Here is a 16,381-nt window from a genome sequence, read left to right as displayed (position 1 = left end):
CACCATCCAACGGGGGGAACCACATCGCATCCCGGCCAACGGATCAGAATATCGCTGATGGGCTCCGAAGGCGCCGGATGGCGGTGCGGTGCGGTGCGTGCAGCCGGTCGCCGGCCGCAGCCGGCTTCCTGTCGATCCCCGAGGTCCTGACCCGGGAGCCGCGGCCATCCGCCCGAGGGCTACGGCCTGCTCGCGCCCGGCTGAATCTTCGGGATCCGCGAGGTGAAGAACAGGGCAAGGAGGGCAGCGAGAGCAAGGATGGCGAGCGCGGCGCGCAGCCCGTCGAGTCTCGCCTCGGTGTTCGCGTCGAGCACCGCCTGGGACGTCTGGTCGCTCACGTGGGCGTCGTCGAGGGCCTTCTCGAGCTGAGCGTCCGAGAGGAAGGGCGCGCCGCTCTGGAGTTCGACGTTGGCCTGGCTCTTGACCTGTTCCGGGACCGCCGGGTTCTGTTCGACACTGCTCAGGAACGACGAGGTGAGCGCGGCGATCATCATCGACCCGGCGAGTGCCGTACCGATCGATGCGCCGAGGTTGGTGACGGCGTTCTGGACTCCACCGACTTCCGCGCTCTGTGCTTCCGGCACCGCGGACACGGTGACCGAACCGAGCTGGGAGGCCAGCGCCCCCATGCCGAGCCCGATGAGCAGGAGGGGGATGGTGACGATCTCCCCGCCGGCGTCCGTGTCGAGGGCGGCCATCAGGATCACCGCGCCCGCGAGCAGCGCCAGGACCCCCAGCCGCACGACCCGGCGCGGTGAGACGTCCGGAAGGAGACGCGGGATCAGGATCGCGGCCGCGAGCAGGGTCAGCGACAGAGGCAGGATGCGGACGCCGGTCTCGAGCGCGGACAGACCCAGGGCGACCGACAGATAGAGCGGTACGACGAAGAACACGCCCATCTGCACGAGGTACTGGAAGAAGAACATCGTCAGACCGCCGGTGAGCTTCTTGTTCTGCAGCATGGCCGGGTCGACGAGGGGTTCCTTGTGCTGCTTCACTACGCGGGCCTCCCAGTGCAGGAAGAGCCAGATCAGCAGCAGACCGGCCAGCATCAGCCACACGACCAGCGACACCCCGAGCCACGAGGGCGCGTCGGGCCTCGGCTGGAACCAGCCCCATTCGTCCGAGCGGAGCACCCCGTAGACGAAGATGCCGAGTCCGAGGGCGGAGAGGACGGAACCGACGAGATCGATCCGCGCGCCCTCGCCGGTCGGCGCGTCGGCGATGCGGCGGGCGAGCAGCACGATGCCGAGCACCATCACGACCTCACCGGCGAACACCCAGCGCCAGGAGAAGTACGTGGTGGCGAGACCGCCGATGAGCGGCCCCAGCGCGATCGCGACGGCTCCTGCGGCGGCGACGAGTCCGTAGGCGGCGGGACGGCGTTCCACGGCGAAGTTGCTCGCCACGAGCGTCACGATCGCGGGCAGGATGAGCGAGGCCCCGATGCCCTCGAGGAGCGCCCAGCCGATCAGGAGGACGGTCAGGTTGGGTGCGAGCGCCGTGGTCAGGGAGCCGAAGCCGTAGACGATGCAGCCGATCATGAACGCGCGTTTGCGGCCGATCAGGGCACCGACCTTGCCGCCGGGGATCATGAACATCGCCATCACGAGGGTGTAGGCCGTGATGGCGCCCTGGATCCCGGTCACCGTCGTGTCCAGGTCCTCGGCCACCGCCGCGATCGACACGTTCATGACGGAACTGTCGAGGGCCATCAGGAACTGGCCCGCCGCGAGTGCCAGCAGGACGACACGCACTGTCGCCGGCCTCGGGACAGTGTTCGCAGTAGGTGCCATGAACGAAGCGTGGCATTTGTCCCGAGGCCGCCCCCGCGACCCGCAACGGAAGTCAGCCGCTTGGCGGCGACCGGGTGAGCACGATCAACGGGAGGCAGCCGCCGGAAGTCGGTAAGAAGTGATGTCACCGAAGCCCACCGTGCGCCTCACCGCGCCTTCGACGGCGAGCGGGCAGTGAGATGCGTTGACATCCCGCCGCCTCCGAGTCGGACCACGCGACAAACAAACCCCAGGCCGATGACCTGGGGTTTCCATCTGGAGCGGGTGACGAGAATCGAACTCGCGCTCTCAGCTTGGGAAGCTGATGTTCTACCATTAAACTACACCCGCGTAAGTTGCCGACGCCCCCGAGTCCGGTGGTGTCGGAACCGCCGCCCACTGTACCTCATGCCAGGCCCCCGGTGTTCATGGACGGGGGCCTGCGTGTGTTCGCGGGGGCGGGGTATGCGGCTGCGGGGGACCGGAGTTGGGGCGTACGGTGGGGGCGTGCCGGAGGGGCTGCGCGAGGTCGGAGTGCCGCCTGGAGGGGCGTCCCTTTCATCCCGTAATGTGTGGCTTCGTCGTCAGGGCAGTCCAGCCCGGCGCGGCTCTTTGGGGAAGGGACTTCAGGACTTGATGGAGCGCACCCTCGTCCGTTGTGCCGATGGGCACGTGTTCACCGCCGCTTCGTTCCCGATGCAGCAGGCCGAGCGGCTCGGTCCCGGACGCCTCGTCCGGTGTCCCCGGTGTGCCCGGCTCCGCAGCGTGGTGCCGGTCACCCTGGTCGAGAAGCGGTAGCGGAACCCGGGAAAGATCATCATCGGCGTGCGGGACCCTCACGATTGGGGGGCTCCGCACGCCTTGCGTATCCTCGCTACGTGCTTCTCTCAGACAAGGACATCCGGGCCGAGATCGATGCCGGGCGGGTCCGCATCGATCCCTACGACACCGACATGGTGCAGCCGTCGAGCATCGACGTACGGCTGGACCGGTATTTCCGGGTGTTCGAGAACCACCGGTACCCGCACATCGACCCCTCCGTCGAGCAGGCGGATCTGACCCGGCTGGTCGAGCCGGAGGGCGACGAGCCGTTCATCCTGCACCCCGGTGAGTTCGTGCTGGCCAGCACGTACGAGGTGATCTCCCTCCCGGACGACCTCGCCTCCCGGCTCGAGGGGAAGAGCTCGCTCGGGCGGCTCGGGCTCGTCACCCACTCCACCGCCGGGTTCATCGACCCCGGCTTCTCCGGACACGTCACGCTGGAGCTGTCCAACCTCGCCACCCTGCCGATCAAGCTGTGGCCGGGGATGAAGATCGGCCAGCTGTGCATGTTCCGGCTCAGCTCGCCCGCCGAGTTCCCGTACGGAGCCGAGCGGTACGGATCGCGCTACCAGGGGCAGCGCGGGCCCACCGCCTCCCGGTCGTACATCAACTTCCATCGGACGCAGGTGTGAGCGCGAGCATGAGTGACGTGCGTGAGAATCTGACCTACGAACTGTTCGGCAAGGCCGTGCGCGAACTCGCGCAGACCATCGCCGACGACGGCTACCAGCCCGACGTCGTGCTCTCCATCGCCCGCGGCGGCGTGTTCGTCGCCGGCGGGCTCGCCTACGCCCTCGACTGCAAGAACATCCACCTGGTCAACGTGGAGTTCTACACCGGCGTCGGGACCACCCTCGAGATGCCCGTCATGCTCGCCCCGGTGCCGAACGCGATCGACTTCACCGACAAGAAGGTGCTGATCGCGGACGACGTCGCCGACACCGGCAAGACGCTCAAGCTCGTCCACGACTTCTGCCTCGACCACGTCGCCGAGGTCCGCTCCGCCGTCATCTACGAGAAGCCGCAGTCCCTCGTGAAGTGCGAGTACGTCTGGAAGCGCACCGATGACTGGATCAACTTCCCGTGGAGTGTCTTGCCTCCGGTACATAGGTCGGGCGAGACCCCTAAGGAGAACAAGGAAGCACTCTGACCTGCGCCTTTACGTCATGCGTAGATGAAAAGGGGTCCCTCGTAGCGTCGAGGGGCCCCTTGCGTAACCTGAGGCTGAGGCGCACTACTTCGGCCGTTGGCTCCACGACATCCTCGGGTTCGAACGTCGTTCGGCTTCGCCTCACACCTAGAGGCACCTAGAGGCGGTCTTGAAGACGTCGTGGCAGTGAAGTCACCGTGGGTTCAAATCCCACCGCCTCCGCGTTGAGAACAGCGCGAACGGCCCTTGACCTGGTAGTTGGTCGGGGGCCGTCGTCATGTGCTCCCGTCTGTGACTGCCCCGTGTTCCCCGTGGTTCCCCGTCGTATCGGGCACGGAAGGGGCACGGAGGTCTTCAAAGCAGTTCTCAATGTGGGCGGTCAGCCTCAGTGTCAGTGCTGCATGGCACTGTGCCGCCATGACGACAACGACAGAGCTCACCCTCTTCGCCGACTACTTCCAGATACACGTGTCCGATGCGGATTCGGACGGTGATCTGAGCGACGCGTGGACGGACCAGGCCGTTGCCGATCACCTCGCGGTTGCCCAGGATGCGTTGGGCATCGGCACGGCTGTCAATGTCAACGTATCCGTCACTGTGGTCGTGCTGCCTCAGGGGCCGAGTGATGACACCTCGGATTTCGATCACGTGGTTGAGGCCAGCCTCGATGTGTCGTTGGGTCGCCTGATGGTTCTGGGCTGCACGGATTACGGCCCCGATGCGGCTACGTTCCAGGTCTCGCCAGGCTGGAATCGCGTCCGCGTGGCCCGGAGCAACTTGGCTCGGGCAGCTCAGGCCGACATCGACTCTGACAAGAGCCCCGAAACGACTGAGAAGATCCGTATCCAGGTCTGGCCAGCCCCGCAATCCCCTGCAAAGATCATCAAACGCTGGTCGCAGCCCGGCGCATAAGTTGGCGAAGTCATCGATGGCTGGCTCGCGTGCCCGTCGAGCCGCATCTTCATCCCGTCCGTTACCCACCACCCTCCCCTGCTCCCATCACGTCCGCCGTCGACCCACACACCGTGGAGCGGGCGTGGTCCATGGCGTCCACGTGGAGCGCGCATGTACGAACGACCTGGACGCCATGGGCCGCGTCTGCTCGGCTTCGCCTGGGTCGACGACGCTGGCTGGGTGCCATGTGGCCGTGCGTGCCCAGCTCAGACGACATGCAGGCGGTCGGCCAACTCCGCAAGAGTTCGGCTTGGCCGGCAGCGCTGGTTCCGCACCCATGTGAGCACCAGCTCGCGTTCGCTCACCCCTGTCGTGAGTCGGTCACAATGACGTAGGCACGCTGATTCCCTACCGCCAGACTGGCTCGATCAACGCAGGGTCGAAGATGCGCTTGCCACGTCCCGCAGGGTGGATGATGACTGCGGACAGGCTGTGAAGCACGATCTCTTGCTGACGCTCGATCGGCAGCCCAAAGAAGTCGTCGACCGTCAGGTTCGCCGTCTCGCCCTTCGCCTCCGCCTGCTTCTGCTCCTTGTAGAACCGGGCTCGCTCCAACTTCAGCTCGTCCCGGGCCCGCTCCTTGGCCGGCAAGAGCTGCAAGAGGGTGGACACGGTGATCTGCTTGGTCCGCTCGGCCTCGACCAGTTGGGCGATGTCCGCGTTCACCTGCTCCAACTCGGCCTCCTGCGTCCACCGCTGGTCAACAGGTACACCCGTCACCGACGCCCGCGCCCGCTGCTCCTCCAATACGAGTTGAGCCATCAGCCGGTCAACGGATTCTCCGGTGCGGCCGACCTTGCCGCAGCCGCCGTTCACCACGGAGCACTGATAGGTGAACCGCGCGGCCTTCGATCCCGGTGTCCAACGCTGGTTGATCTGGCCTCGGATCTTGGTCTTGCACAGTCCGCAGCGGGCGATCCCGGACAGCAGGTACTTACGGGCGAGCGACTTCCCCGGGTGCTTCTGTTTCCGCTCGGCGATCGCCGCACATACCGCCTCCCACTCTTCGAGCGTGTTGATCGGCTCCCACTCGCCCATGACGGGCTGGCCGCCGTCGGCGTAGAGGATCTCGCCGTGGTAGGTCCGGTACCCGACCAAGCGGGGGTTGGTCAGGATGTGCTCGACGTGGTGGTGGGCCATGCGCTTGGTCCCCTCGCGCGGGTTGCCCAAGCCCTGTTCCTGCCACCTCGTGCGGATGGTTCCGATGCGGCCAGGATCTCGCGCTGTGCCTCGCGGATCGCCTTGGCCGCATGCGGGTCGACCTTGGTCCGGTCGTCCTTCCGCCATCCGTACGGTGCCGGCCCCCCGCTGTCCTTGCCCTGCTGGGCCAGCTCCAGGTGCTTGCGCTTGATGCGGCGCGACGCGTCGTGCGACGACTTGTTGGCGAAGGCGACCATGATGCGCGCCATGGTGCGGCCGTCCGGCGTACCGATGTTCACGTCATTGGTGACGGTGGCGAACTCCAGCCGCGGGCGTTCGTCGTAGATCTCGATCAGGCGTTCCAGGTCCCTCGGCTGCCGGGCTAGCCGGTCGAGGTCGTAGGCCACGATGCCGTCGATCAGGCCGGCGCGGAGGTCCTTCAACATCAGCTCGAACTCGTCGCGGACGACGTTGCGCTTGAAGGCGGACACGTCGTTGTCCTCGTATACCTTCACGGCCTGCCACGACCGCAGGTCCGCCAGACGCTCGCAGTCCTGCTGCTGCCGGGCGACACCCAGTGCGTCACCTTCGTCGTCCCGCGAGATGCGGGTGTAGATCCCCACCCTGCGTGCCACGATCGGGCCTCCCCTGCCTCCGAAGCAGGGCTCAGGCTACTACCGTCATCTAGGCAAGTCAGCCAAAGTGTCGAACCGCCCGTGGTGAGGCGTGTGGGTCAGGTGCTCGACGCCTGAGTCGTCCGGCGCGCAAGTCAAAGGCCCCCGGCGTTCACCGCCGGGGGCCTTTCGTGCGGCCGTACCGCAACGCAGGGAACTAGAACGTGCCCAGCTTCACGATCGACAGCAGCGCGATCAGCTGGATCGCCGACGCGCCCAGTGCCTTCGGCCACGGCAGGTCGTGCGAGCGGCTCACCATCAAGGTGAGCAGCGCGCCGCACGCGACCCACGTCGCCCAGCCCAGGACCTGCACGAACGGCGCGTCGCCGCCCGCGAACATCGCCACGATCAGACGCGGCGCGTCGGTCAGGGCCATGATCAGCATGGACAGGCCGACCGTGGGCTGCCACGCCCCGTCGCCGCCGAGCTGACGGGCCAGCGTGTGGGTGACCGCGCCGAGCACGAACGACGACAGCACCATCGCCACCGCCGTGGTCAGCACGATCGGGATGGCGTTGGAGAGCGTGGCGTTGATCGTGTCCTGGCGGGCGCCGTCGAAGCCGAAGACGGCGAGCAGGCCGTAGAGGAACGTCACGACGAGGGCGGGGCCCCACATCGCGTAGTCCCGCATCCGCAGGAACGTCTGGTTCGGGGACAGCACGATCCCCTTCAGCAGGGCCTTCCAGTGCAGCCGCGGGCCGATCGGTCCGGCCGGGGCCGCCGCGCCGGCCTGGTAGGTGCCGCCCTGCGTGTAGCCCTCGTCGTACTGGACCTGCTCGTCGACGGAGAAGGCCTGGGTGTGTCCGGGCTGGTTCGCCGCGTACGGGTCCGCCGGGCCGGGGCCGTAGCCGCCTTCCGGGCCGCCGAAGTACTCCGGCTCACCCTGCGGTGGGTGCCCGCCGGCCTGCGGCCACGGCGATGCCGGGCCGCCGGCGCCGCTCGGTGGGTACGCCTGCGGGTAGCCGTACGACGGTCCCTGCGGCGCCTGCTGTCCGTACGGGGGGTGTTGCGGTCGCGATTGCGGGGCACGGCCGTCCCGGCCGCCGCGTCCGATCCTGAATCCAGCCACGTCATCGAACGTACCTGGTTCCGCAGAGTGACGTGCCCATGGCCGTGTCCCCGGCGGGGGTTTGCGGCCGAGCTGTGACATCCCCTAAGGGACCAACGCCGGGGACTCCGGGGTCCTTTCAGGGGTGGATCCGGGGCGGATCCGGGGCCGGTGACTCAACCCCGCCGTTAGGTCGACGGCGTCGAGCGCCGAGCCGGTTGGCGGGGATCGATGCGGCGGCCGAGTGCGGGGCGCCCGTTCGGGTGAACGGGCCGCGCAGGAAGCTCTCCTTCCCGCCCGTGACTCAAGGTCCCGTACACGCCCGCCCCCCTCCGTGAGCGCCCCGACGCGTTCCCCGACGGGCCCCGTGGGCGAGGATGGCTGCATGAGCGTCGTAAAGATCAATGTGCTGACCGTTCCCGCCGAGCAGCGGGAGGTCCTGGAGAAGCGGTTCGCCTCGCGGGCCCACGCCGTGGAGAACTCCGACGGCTTCGAGTGGTTCGAGCTGCTGCGCCCCGTCGAGGGCACGGACCAGTACCTGGTGTACACGCGCTGGCGGGACGAGGCGTCCTTCCAGGCCTGGATGGAGGGGCCGATGAAGACCGCCCACCAGGGCGGCGCCGAGGGCGAGCGACCCAAGCCCGCGGCCTCCGGCTCGACCCTGTGGTCCTTCGAGGTCGTGCAGCAGGCCGGCCCCAAGAGCGCCTAGGCGCCACGTCGCTGCGCGCAGACGACGGCGCCCCCTGCCTGTGCGGGTCAGGGGGCGCCGTCGGGCTTTGCGGGGCGGTGGGCCCGGGGCCGTTACTTCACCGGCTCCGGCTCCGGCGCGCTCTCGGACTCGGCCTCGCCCGCCGGGTCGACCGGCGTCTTGACGGAGTCGAGGAGCAGCTGGGCGACGTCCACGACCTGGATGGACTCCTTGGCCTTGCCCTCGTTCTTCTTGCCGTTGACCGAGTCGGTCAGCATGACGAGGCAGAACGGGCAGGCGGTGGAGACGATGTCCGGGTTGACGGACAGGGCCTCGTCGACGCGCTCGTTGTTGATGCGCTTGCCGATCCGCTCCTCCATCCACATCCGCGCGCCGCCGGCGCCGCAGCAGAAGCCGCGCTCCTTGTGGCGGTGCATCTCCTCGTTGCGGACGCCCGGGACGGCGGCGATGATCTCGCGCGGCGGCGTGTAGATCTTGTTGTGCCGGCCCAGGTAGCACGGGTCGTGGTAGGTGATGATGCCCTCGACCGGGGTCACCGGGATCAGCTTGCCCTCGTCCACCAGGTGCTGGAGCAGCTGGGTGTGGTGGATGACCTCGTAGTCGCCGCCGAGCTGCGGGTACTCGTTGCCGAGCGTGTTGAGGCAGTGCGGGCAGGTGGCGACGATCTTCTTCGCCGACTTGGGCTTCGCGGACTCCGCGACGACCTTGCCCTCGTCGTCCAGCTCCTCGCCGAACGCCGTGTTCAGGGCCATCACGTTCTCCATGCCGAGCTCCTGGAACAGGGGCTCGTTGCCCAGGCGGCGGGCGGAGTCACCGGTGCACTTCTCGTCGCCGCCCATGATCGCGAACTTCACGCCCGCCATGTGCAGCAGCTCGGCGAAGGCCTTGGTGGTCTTCTTGGCGCGGTCCTCGAGGGCGCCGGCGCAGCCGACCCAGTACAGGTACTCGACCTCGGTGAGGTCCTCGATGTCCTTGCCGACGACCGGGACCTCGAAGTCGACCTCCTTGGTCCACTCCAGGCGCTGCTTCTTCGCCAGGCCCCAGGGGTTGCCCTTCTTCTCCAGGTTCTTGAGCATCGTGCCCGCCTCGGACGGGAACGCGGACTCGATCATCACCTGGTAGCGGCGCATGTCGACGATGTGGTCGACGTGCTCGATGTCCACCGGGCACTGCTCGACGCAGGCGCCGCAGGTGGTGCAGGACCACAGCACGTCCGGGTCGATGACGCCGTTCTCCTCGGCGGTGCCGATGAGCGGGCGCTCGGCCTCGGCCAGCGCGGACGCCGGGACGTCCTTCAGCTGCTCCTCGGACGCCTTCTCCTCGCCCTCCATCGTCTTGCCGCCGCCTGCGAGCAGGTACGGCGCCTTGGCGTGGGCGTGGTCCCGCAGCGACATGATCAGCAGCTTCGGGGAGAGCGGCTTGCCGGTGTTCCAGGCGGGGCACTGCGACTGGCAGCGGCCGCACTCGGTGCAGGTGGAGAAGTCCAGCAGGCCCTTCCAGGAGAACTGCTCGACCTGGGAGACGCCGAAGACGTCGTCCTCGCCCGGGTCCTCGAAGTTGATCGGCTTGCCGCCGCTGGTCATCGGCTGCAGCGCGCCGAGCGCGGTCTCACCGGTGGCGTTGCGCTTGAACCAGATGTTCGGGAACGCCAGGAAGCGGTGCCAGGCCACACCCATGTTGGTGTTCAGGCTGACCGTGATCATCCAGATCATGGTCGTGCCCAGCTTGATCATGGCGAACAGGTAGACCAGGTTCTGGAGCGTGGGGACGCTCAGGCCCTTCAGTGCCAGGATCACCGGGTACGAGGCGAAGTAGCCGGCCTCGTAGTGGTCCACGTGATGCAGGGCGCCCTCGAGGGCGCGCAGCACGTAGATCGCGAGGCCGATGATGAGGATGACGTACTCGACGAAGTACGCCTGGCCCATCTTCGAGCCGGCGAAGCGGGACTTGCGGCCGGGCCGTGAGGGCAGGCTGAGCAGGCGGATGACGATCAGCGTCGCGATGCCGAGCGTGGTCATCGCGCCGATGAACTCGATGTACATCTCGTACGGCAGGAAGCCGCCGAGGACCGGCAGCGTCCAGTCGGCCTGGAACAGCTGGCCGTAGGCGTTGATGATCGTGGGCGGCAGCGTCAGGAAGCCGATGGCCACGAACCAGTGGGCGATGCCGATGATCCCCCAGCGGTTCATGCGCGTGTGGCCGAGGAACTCCCGCACCAGGGTCACGCTGCGCGCGTAGGGGTTGTCGGTCCGGCTGCCCGCCGGGACCGGTTGGCCCAGCTTGAAGTACCGGACGAACTGGCCGATGGCGCGGGCGAGCAGGGCGACGCCGACCACGGTCAGGGCCAGCGACACGATGATCGCGGCGAGTTGCATGGGGGCTCCTCGGGCCTGCGAGGGGTGAATCGAGGGAGATTACTAAGCGGTAACTTATTCAGTTCGTCTGAGACTACCCCTATCTTCCGATGCAATGTAGCCAGCCGTTCGGTGATCTGTGTCGCTGAGGCTTGCCTTAAAGGATCACAAGAAACGCGGGGCCTCGGGGAAGTCGACCGCAATCTGAACGTGTTATTCGTACCAAATCCGTACATTCACCTCTAACTTATATCCGTGCTCTACGGGATCTCCGCTGCCACCGCCGCCCTGCTGCTCACCGCCCTGCTGGCGGGAGCGCTCCACACGCCTGCCCTGCGCATGGGGCTCGTCGACCGGCGCCGACGCGCGCGACCGGTGCCGCTGCTCGGCGGCGCGGCCATGGTGCTCGCCACCTGCCTGGTCGCCGCCGCCGGCAACTGGACCCGGCTCGCGCCGCTCGGGGACGGCAACGACCGGCTGCTCATCGCGGGCGGCGTGCTCGCCGCGCTGGGTCTCGCCGCGGACGTGTGGCGGCTGCGGACCCGGTTCCTGCTGCTGGGTACGGCCGTGGCGGCGGCCTGTGTCGTGCCGTACGACGAGACGGGCGTACTCGGCGGGATGCTGGGCGTCGTCTTCATCGCCTTCGCCTCCCTCGCCTTCCGCTCGCTGGACCACACCGACGGTGTCGCCGGGACCGTGGGGGTGCTCACCGCCTTCGGAGTGGCGGCGTGCGCCGCGGCGGAGGTGATGGACGGGCTCGCGGTGCTGCTGAGCGTGCTCGCCGCCGCGCTGACCGGCTTCCTCATGCACGGCTGGCCGGCCGCCCGCATCGGGCTCGGCTCCTGCGGCTCGCTGTTCACCGGCTTCGTGCTGGCCTCGGCGGCCGTGGTCACCCGGTCGGGCTACGACCTGACCGGCACCGCCGCCGTCCTCGGGCCGCTTGTCGCCCTCGGCGCCGCCGACGTCGTCCTCGTCGCCCTCTCGCGGCGGCTTGCCGGACGGCCGCTGGCGCGCGGCGGTCCCGACCATGTCGGCCACCGGCTGCGGCGGCTCGGACTGACCGCGCAGGGCACGGCCGTACTGCTGGGCGTGGCCGCGGGTGCCGGGGTACTCGTGGGAGTGCTGGTGCACGCCGGGTGGGCCCGTCCGAGTGCCGCGCTGTGGGTGGCGGGCGGTGCGCTGATCGTCGTTCTCGCGCTGCTGCGGGTGCCGGTGTACCGGGTGCCGCGCCGGCAGGGGCCTGGGCAGGGACCGGGGTCGCGGCAGGGGGCCCAGACGATGGCGCGGGCGCCCCGGCAGTCCGTCCCGGCGAGTGCGCGACCGACTTCTTCCCGGGTGCAGCCACCGCGCCGACCGCCGTCGTCGCAGGTCAGAGCGCCATTGCGTGTAAGGAACGGATAAGAGTTGAGTCCGGGTGACTCAGGTCTGTTGACCGAGCCGTGAGCCTCATGCACACTTGAGCCTGTTCCACTCAAGTCAGTTGGAGGAATTGCAATGGCACGTGCGGTCGGCATCGACCTGGGCACGACGAACTCGGTGGTCTCGGTCCTCGAGGGCGGCGAGCCCACCGTCATCACCAACGCCGAGGGCGCCAGGACCACGCCGTCCGTCGTCGCCTTCGCCAAGAACGGCGAGGTGCTGGTCGGCGAGGTGGCCAAGCGCCAGGCCGTCACCAACGTGGACCGGACGATCCGTTCGGTCAAGCGTCACATGGGCACCGACTGGAAGATCGAGCTGGACGGGAAGCCGTTCAACCCGCAGCAGATCTCCGCCTTCATCCTGCAGAAGCTGAAGCGGGACGCCGAGGCCTACCTGGGCGAGAAGGTGACCGACGCGGTCATCACCGTCCCGGCCTACTTCAACGACTCCGAGCGTCAGGCGACGAAGGAGGCCGGTGAGATCGCCGGTCTGAACGTCCTGCGCATCGTCAACGAGCCGACCGCCGCCGCGCTGGCGTACGGCCTCGACAAGGACGACCAGACGATCCTCGTCTTCGACCTCGGCGGCGGCACCTTCGACGTGTCCCTGCTGGAGATCGGCGACGGCGTCGTCGAGGTGAAGGCCACCAACGGTGACAACCACCTCGGTGGTGACGACTGGGACCAGCGCGTCGTCGACTACCTGGTCAAGCAGTTCCAGTCCGGCCACGGCGTGGACCTGTCCAAGGACAAGATGGCCCTGCAGCGCCTGCGTGAGGCCGCCGAGAAGGCCAAGATCGAGCTGTCCTCGTCCACCGAGACCTCGATCAACCTGCCCTACATCACCGCGTCCGCCGAGGGCCCGCTGCACCTGGACGAGAAGCTCACCCGCGCCCAGTTCCAGCAGCTGACGGCCGACCTGCTGGAGCGCTGCAAGACGCCGTTCCACAACGTCATCAAGGACGCCGGCATCTCCATCAACGAGATCGACCACGTCGTTCTCGTCGGTGGCTCGACCCGTATGCCCGCCGTCGCCGAGCTCGTCAAGGAGCTGACCGGCGGCAAGGAGGCCAACAAGGGTGTGAACCCGGACGAGGTCGTCGCCATCGGCGCCTCGCTCCAGGCCGGTGTGCTCAAGGGTGAGGTCAAGGACGTCCTGCTGCTGGACGTCACCCCGCTGTCCCTCGGTATCGAGACCAAGGGCGGCATCATGACCAAGCTCATCGAGCGCAACACCACGATCCCGACCAAGCGCTCGGAGATCTTCACGACGGCCGAGGACAACCAGCCGTCCGTGCAGATCCAGGTCTACCAGGGCGAGCGCGAGATCGCGGCGTACAACAAGAAGCTCGGCATGTTCGAGCTGACCGGTCTGCCGCCCGCGCCGCGCGGCGTCCCGCAGATCGAGGTCTCCTTCGACATCGACGCCAACGGCATCATGCACGTCACGGCGAAGGACCTCGGCACCGGCAAGGAGCAGAAGATGACCGTCACCGGCGGCTCCTCGCTGCCGAAGGACGAGGTCGACCGCATGCGTGAGGAGGCCGAGCGCTACGCGGAGGAGGACCACAAGCGCCGCGAGGCCGCCGAGGCCCGCAACCAGGGCGAGCAGCTGGTCTACCAGACGGAGAAGTTCCTCAAGGACAACGAGGACAAGGTCCCCGGCGAGGTCAAGACCGAGGTCGAGGAAGCGGTCGCGGAGCTGAAGGAGAAGCTCAAGGGCGAGGACACCGCCGAGATCCGCTCCGCCACGGAGAAGGTCGCGGCCGTCTCGCAGAAGCTGGGCCAGGCGCTGTACGCCGACGCCCAGGGCGCCCAGGCCGCCGGCGGTGCTGCCGGTGCCGGTGAGCAGCCCAAGGCCGACGACGACGTCGTGGACGCCGAGATCGTGGACGACGAGCGCAAGGACGGTGCCGCGTAATGACGGAGGAGACCCCGGGCTTTGAAGAGAAGCCCGACGTCCCCTCCGGCGCCACCCCTGACGACGCCGAGCCGAAGGCCGCCTCCTCCGAGGAGGCGGCGGCCCCGGCCGGGGACGGGAACGAGAACGCGGGCCTGGTCGCCCAGCTGGATCAGGCGCGCAAGGCGCTCGACGAGCGCACGGCGGACCTCCAGCGCCTCCAGGCCGAGTTCCAGAACTACCGCCGCCGGGTCGAGCGGGACCGCGCCGCGGTCAAGGAGCTCGCCAACGCGAATCTCCTGACCGAGCTGCTGCCCGTGCTCGACGACATCGGGCGCGCGCGGGAGCACGGTGAGCTGGTCGGCGGCTTCAAGTCGGTCGCCGAGTCGCTGGAGACCGTCGTGGCGAAGCTGGGCCTGCAGCAGTTCGGCAAGGAGGGCGAGCCCTTCGACCCGACGATCCACGAGGCCCTGATGCACTCCTACGCGCCGGACGTCACCGAGACGACCTGCGTGGCGATCCTGCAGCCGGGGTACCGCATCGGCGAGCGCACCATCCGCCCCGCGCGGGTGGCCGTCGCCGAGCCGCAGCCCGGCGCGCAGGGCACGAAGGCGGAGGGCGCCGAGGACAAGGCGGCCGACGACAAGGAGAGCGGTGGCCCGGACGAGGGCTGACGTCGCAAGCAACCAGGGGATCATCGGAAAGGGGGTACGTCGGGGATGAGCACCAAGGACTTCATCGAGAAGGACTACTACAAGGTCCTCGGCGTCCCCAAGGACGCCACCGAGGCCGAGATCAAGAAGGCGTACCGGAAGCTCGCCCGCGAGTTCCACCCGGACGCCAACAAGGGCAACGCCAAGGCCGAGGAACGCTTCAAGGAGATCTCCGAGGCGAACGACGTGCTCGGCGACCCCAAGAAGCGCAAGGAGTACGACGAGGCCCGCACCCTGTTCGGCAACGGCGGCTTCAGGCCGGGGCCGGGTGCGGGCGGCGGCTCCTTCAACTTCGACCTGGGCGACCTCTTCGGAGGCGGCGCCCAGGGCGGAGGCAGCTTCGGCGGAGGAATCGGTGACGTCTTCGGGGGCCTGTTCAACCGGGGCGGTGCCGCGGGGACGCGGACCCAGCCCCGGCGCGGCCAGGACATCGAGTCCGAGGTCACGCTCAGCTTCACGGAGGCCATCGAGGGCGCCACGGTTCCGCTGCGGATGTCCTCCCAGGCGCCGTGCAAGGCCTGCTCCGGCACCGGCGACAAGAACGGCACGCCGCGCGTGTGCCCGACCTGCGTCGGCACGGGGCAGGTGGCGCGCGGCTCCGGTGGCGGCTTCTCCCTGACGGACCCCTGCCCGGACTGCAAGGGCCGGGGCCTGATCGCGGAGCACCCCTGCGAGGTCTGCCACGGCAGCGGCCGGGCGAAGTCCTCCCGCACCATGCAGGTCCGCATCCCGGCCGGCGTCTCGGACGGGCAGCGGATCCGGCTGCGCGGCAAGGGTGCGCCGGGCGAGCGCGGCGGACCGGCCGGCGACCTCTATGTCGTCGTGCACGTCGACGCCCACCCGGTGTTCGGCCGCAAGGACGACAACCTCACGGTGACCGTGCCGGTGACGTTCACGGAGGCGGCGCTCGGCGGGGAGGTCAGGGTGCCGACCCTGGGCGGCCCGCCGGTCACGCTGAAGCTGCCGCCCGGCACGCCCAACGGCCGCACGATGCGCGCCCGCGGCAAGGGCGCGGTCCGCAAGGACGGCACTCGCGGTGACCTGCTGGTCACCGTGGAGGTGAGTGTTCCCAAGGACCTGTCGGGGAAGGCTCGTGACGCGCTCGAGGCGTATCGCGAGGCGACCGCGGACCAGGATCCGCGGGCGGAGCTGTTCGAGGCCGCGAAGGGAGCTTGAGTGGGATGGACGGCCGTCGACGTAATCCGTATGAACTGACGGAGGACACCCCGGTCTACGTCATCTCGGTGGCGGCCCAGCTCTCCGGCCTCCACCCGCAGACGCTGCGTCAGTACGACCGCCTGGGCCTGGTCTCCCCGGACCGCACCGCGGGCCGCGGGCGGCGTTACTCGGCCCGCGACATCGAACTGCTCCGCCAGGTGCAGCAGTTGTCGCAGGACGAGGGCATCAACCTGGCCGGCATCAAGCGCATCATCGAACTGGAGAACCAGGTCGCCGCGTTGCAGTCCCGTGTCGCGGAGCTGCAGGCGGCCCTGGAGGGCGCGGCGGCGGCGATGCAGCAGCGCGAGGCCGCCGTCCACGCCTCCTACCGCCGCGACCTGGTCCCGTACCAGGAGGTCCAGCAGACCAGCGCGCTGGTGGTGTGGCGGCCGAAGAAGGCCAAGGACTAGCGGGCGCGCGCACAGAGACCGCCCAGCACGTCCGCGTCACCGAGGGCGACCTCCTCTTCGTCCGGGTCGGCCATCGACGACGCCGCGGCGAACTGG

14 protein-coding genes and 1 tRNA gene are annotated in these 16,381 nt (G+C 68.6%); 9 read left to right on the top strand and 6 right to left on the bottom strand.

The genetic code is table 11. From position 1 onward, the window contains the following. Positions 1 to 179 precede the first annotated feature (179 nt). A complete protein-coding gene (locus AB0J12_RS17440) occupies positions 180 to 1,796 on the bottom strand; it encodes an MFS transporter (RefSeq protein ID WP_363265166.1) in 1,617 nt (538 codons plus the stop codon). A 256-nt stretch (positions 1,797 to 2,052) separates the two neighbouring features. Beyond that, positions 2,053 to 2,126 (bottom strand) — tRNA-Gly (locus AB0J12_RS17435). A gap of 527 nt (positions 2,127 to 2,653) precedes the next feature. On the opposite strand from AB0J12_RS17435, the gene dcd reads away from it, so the two are divergent. The 3 genes from dcd to AB0J12_RS17420 all read left to right on the top strand — a co-directional run bounded on the left by dcd (position 2,654) and on the right by AB0J12_RS17420 (position 4,659). Next, a complete protein-coding gene (gene dcd / locus AB0J12_RS17430; protein WP_363265165.1) occupies positions 2,654 to 3,229 on the top strand; it encodes a dCTP deaminase in 576 nt (191 codons plus the stop codon). 8 nt (positions 3,230 to 3,237) lie between these two features. Next, the gene (locus tag AB0J12_RS17425; RefSeq protein ID WP_363265164.1) at positions 3,238 to 3,747 is read left to right on the top strand and encodes a phosphoribosyltransferase; all 510 of its coding nucleotides are present in this window, start codon (positions 3,238 to 3,240) and stop codon (positions 3,745 to 3,747) included. 417 nt (positions 3,748 to 4,164) lie between these two features. Beyond that, positions 4,165 to 4,659 carry a hypothetical protein gene (locus tag AB0J12_RS17420; RefSeq protein ID WP_363265163.1) on the top strand — a complete coding sequence of 165 codons (495 nt, stop codon included), beginning with the start codon at positions 4,165 to 4,167 and terminating at the stop codon, positions 4,657 to 4,659. 390 nt (positions 4,660 to 5,049) lie between these two features. Here AB0J12_RS17420 and AB0J12_RS17415 read toward each other — a convergent pair whose 3' ends face one another. The 3 genes from AB0J12_RS17415 to AB0J12_RS17405 form a co-directional block, all read right to left on the bottom strand. Beyond that, positions 5,050 to 5,871, bottom strand: coding sequence for a recombinase family protein (locus tag AB0J12_RS17415; RefSeq protein WP_363265162.1), 822 nt, complete (start codon positions 5,869 to 5,871; stop codon positions 5,050 to 5,052). Next, positions 5,811 to 6,476 carry a recombinase family protein gene (locus AB0J12_RS17410; RefSeq protein ID WP_363265161.1) on the bottom strand — a complete coding sequence of 222 codons (666 nt, stop codon included), beginning with the start codon at positions 6,474 to 6,476 and terminating at the stop codon, positions 5,811 to 5,813. The genes AB0J12_RS17415 and AB0J12_RS17410 overlap by 61 nt, the downstream gene beginning before the upstream one ends. A gap of 196 nt (positions 6,477 to 6,672) precedes the next feature. Beyond that, positions 6,673 to 7,665, bottom strand: coding sequence for a YIP1 family protein (locus AB0J12_RS17405; RefSeq protein ID WP_363265160.1), 993 nt, complete (start codon positions 7,663 to 7,665; stop codon positions 6,673 to 6,675). Positions 7,666 to 7,948: 283 nt separating this feature from the next. Between AB0J12_RS17405 and AB0J12_RS17400 the strand changes: the two genes are divergently transcribed. Further along, positions 7,949 to 8,272, top strand: coding sequence for an antibiotic biosynthesis monooxygenase (locus tag AB0J12_RS17400; RefSeq protein WP_363265159.1), 324 nt, complete (start codon positions 7,949 to 7,951; stop codon positions 8,270 to 8,272). Positions 8,273 to 8,364: 92 nt separating this feature from the next. Here the strand turns inward: AB0J12_RS17400 and AB0J12_RS17395 are convergent, their stop codons facing one another. Next, positions 8,365 to 10,647, bottom strand: a complete 2,283-nt coding sequence (locus AB0J12_RS17395; RefSeq protein WP_363265158.1) for a (Fe-S)-binding protein — start codon at positions 10,645 to 10,647, stop codon at positions 8,365 to 8,367. A 234-nt stretch (positions 10,648 to 10,881) separates the two neighbouring features. Between AB0J12_RS17395 and AB0J12_RS17390 the strand changes: the two genes are divergently transcribed. From AB0J12_RS17390 to AB0J12_RS17370, 5 genes are all read left to right on the top strand, one after another. Continuing rightward, on the top strand, positions 10,882 to 12,027 hold the full coding sequence (locus AB0J12_RS17390; protein ID WP_363265157.1) for an MraY family glycosyltransferase: 1,146 nt from the start codon (positions 10,882 to 10,884) through the stop codon (positions 12,025 to 12,027). A 93-nt stretch (positions 12,028 to 12,120) separates the two neighbouring features. Next, on the top strand, positions 12,121 to 13,965 hold the full coding sequence (dnaK, locus tag AB0J12_RS17385; protein WP_363265156.1) for a molecular chaperone DnaK: 1,845 nt from the start codon (positions 12,121 to 12,123) through the stop codon (positions 13,963 to 13,965). Continuing rightward, entirely contained in the window at positions 13,965 to 14,618 is a 654-nt protein-coding gene (grpE, locus tag AB0J12_RS17380) for a nucleotide exchange factor GrpE (protein ID WP_363265155.1), read from the top strand. The genes dnaK and grpE overlap by 1 nt, the downstream gene beginning before the upstream one ends. A gap of 45 nt (positions 14,619 to 14,663) precedes the next feature. Beyond that, a complete protein-coding gene (gene dnaJ / locus AB0J12_RS17375; protein ID WP_363265154.1) occupies positions 14,664 to 15,833 on the top strand; it encodes a molecular chaperone DnaJ in 1,170 nt (389 codons plus the stop codon). Between the two features lie 5 nt (positions 15,834 to 15,838). Further along, complete coding sequence (locus tag AB0J12_RS17370) at positions 15,839 to 16,285, top strand: helix-turn-helix domain-containing protein (protein ID WP_103779400.1); 447 nt, start codon at positions 15,839 to 15,841, stop codon at positions 16,283 to 16,285. The last annotated feature ends 96 nt before the right edge of the window (positions 16,286 to 16,381 follow it).

The organism is Streptomyces sp. NPDC049915, from assembly GCF_040656475.1.
In the GTDB taxonomy this organism is placed as follows: domain Bacteria; phylum Actinomycetota; class Actinomycetes; order Streptomycetales; family Streptomycetaceae; genus Streptomyces.
The sequence above is the reverse complement of the archived record's forward strand: the minus strand, read 5'-3'. Positions and strand labels throughout refer to the sequence as shown.

Coding starts and splice junctions, on each gene's coding strand:
- AB0J12_RS17440 (WP_363265166.1), bottom strand. CDS start 1,796: ATGGCACCTACTGCGAACACTGTCCCGAGGCCGGCGACAGTGCGTGTC.
- AB0J12_RS17425 (WP_363265164.1), top strand. CDS start 3,238: ATGAGTGACGTGCGTGAGAATCTGACCTACGAACTGTTCGGCAAGGCC.
- AB0J12_RS17420 (WP_363265163.1), top strand. CDS start 4,165: ATGACGACAACGACAGAGCTCACCCTCTTCGCCGACTACTTCCAGATA.
- AB0J12_RS17405 (WP_363265160.1), bottom strand. CDS start 7,665: ATGTCACAGCTCGGCCGCAAACCCCCGCCGGGGACACGGCCATGGGCA.
- AB0J12_RS17400 (WP_363265159.1), top strand. CDS start 7,949: ATGAGCGTCGTAAAGATCAATGTGCTGACCGTTCCCGCCGAGCAGCGG.
- AB0J12_RS17395 (WP_363265158.1), bottom strand. CDS start 10,647: ATGCAACTCGCCGCGATCATCGTGTCGCTGGCCCTGACCGTGGTCGGC.
- dnaK (WP_363265156.1), top strand. CDS start 12,121: ATGGCACGTGCGGTCGGCATCGACCTGGGCACGACGAACTCGGTGGTC.
- grpE (WP_363265155.1), top strand. CDS start 13,965: ATGACGGAGGAGACCCCGGGCTTTGAAGAGAAGCCCGACGTCCCCTCC.
- dnaJ (WP_363265154.1), top strand. CDS start 14,664: ATGAGCACCAAGGACTTCATCGAGAAGGACTACTACAAGGTCCTCGGC.
- AB0J12_RS17370 (WP_103779400.1), top strand. CDS start 15,839: ATGGACGGCCGTCGACGTAATCCGTATGAACTGACGGAGGACACCCCG.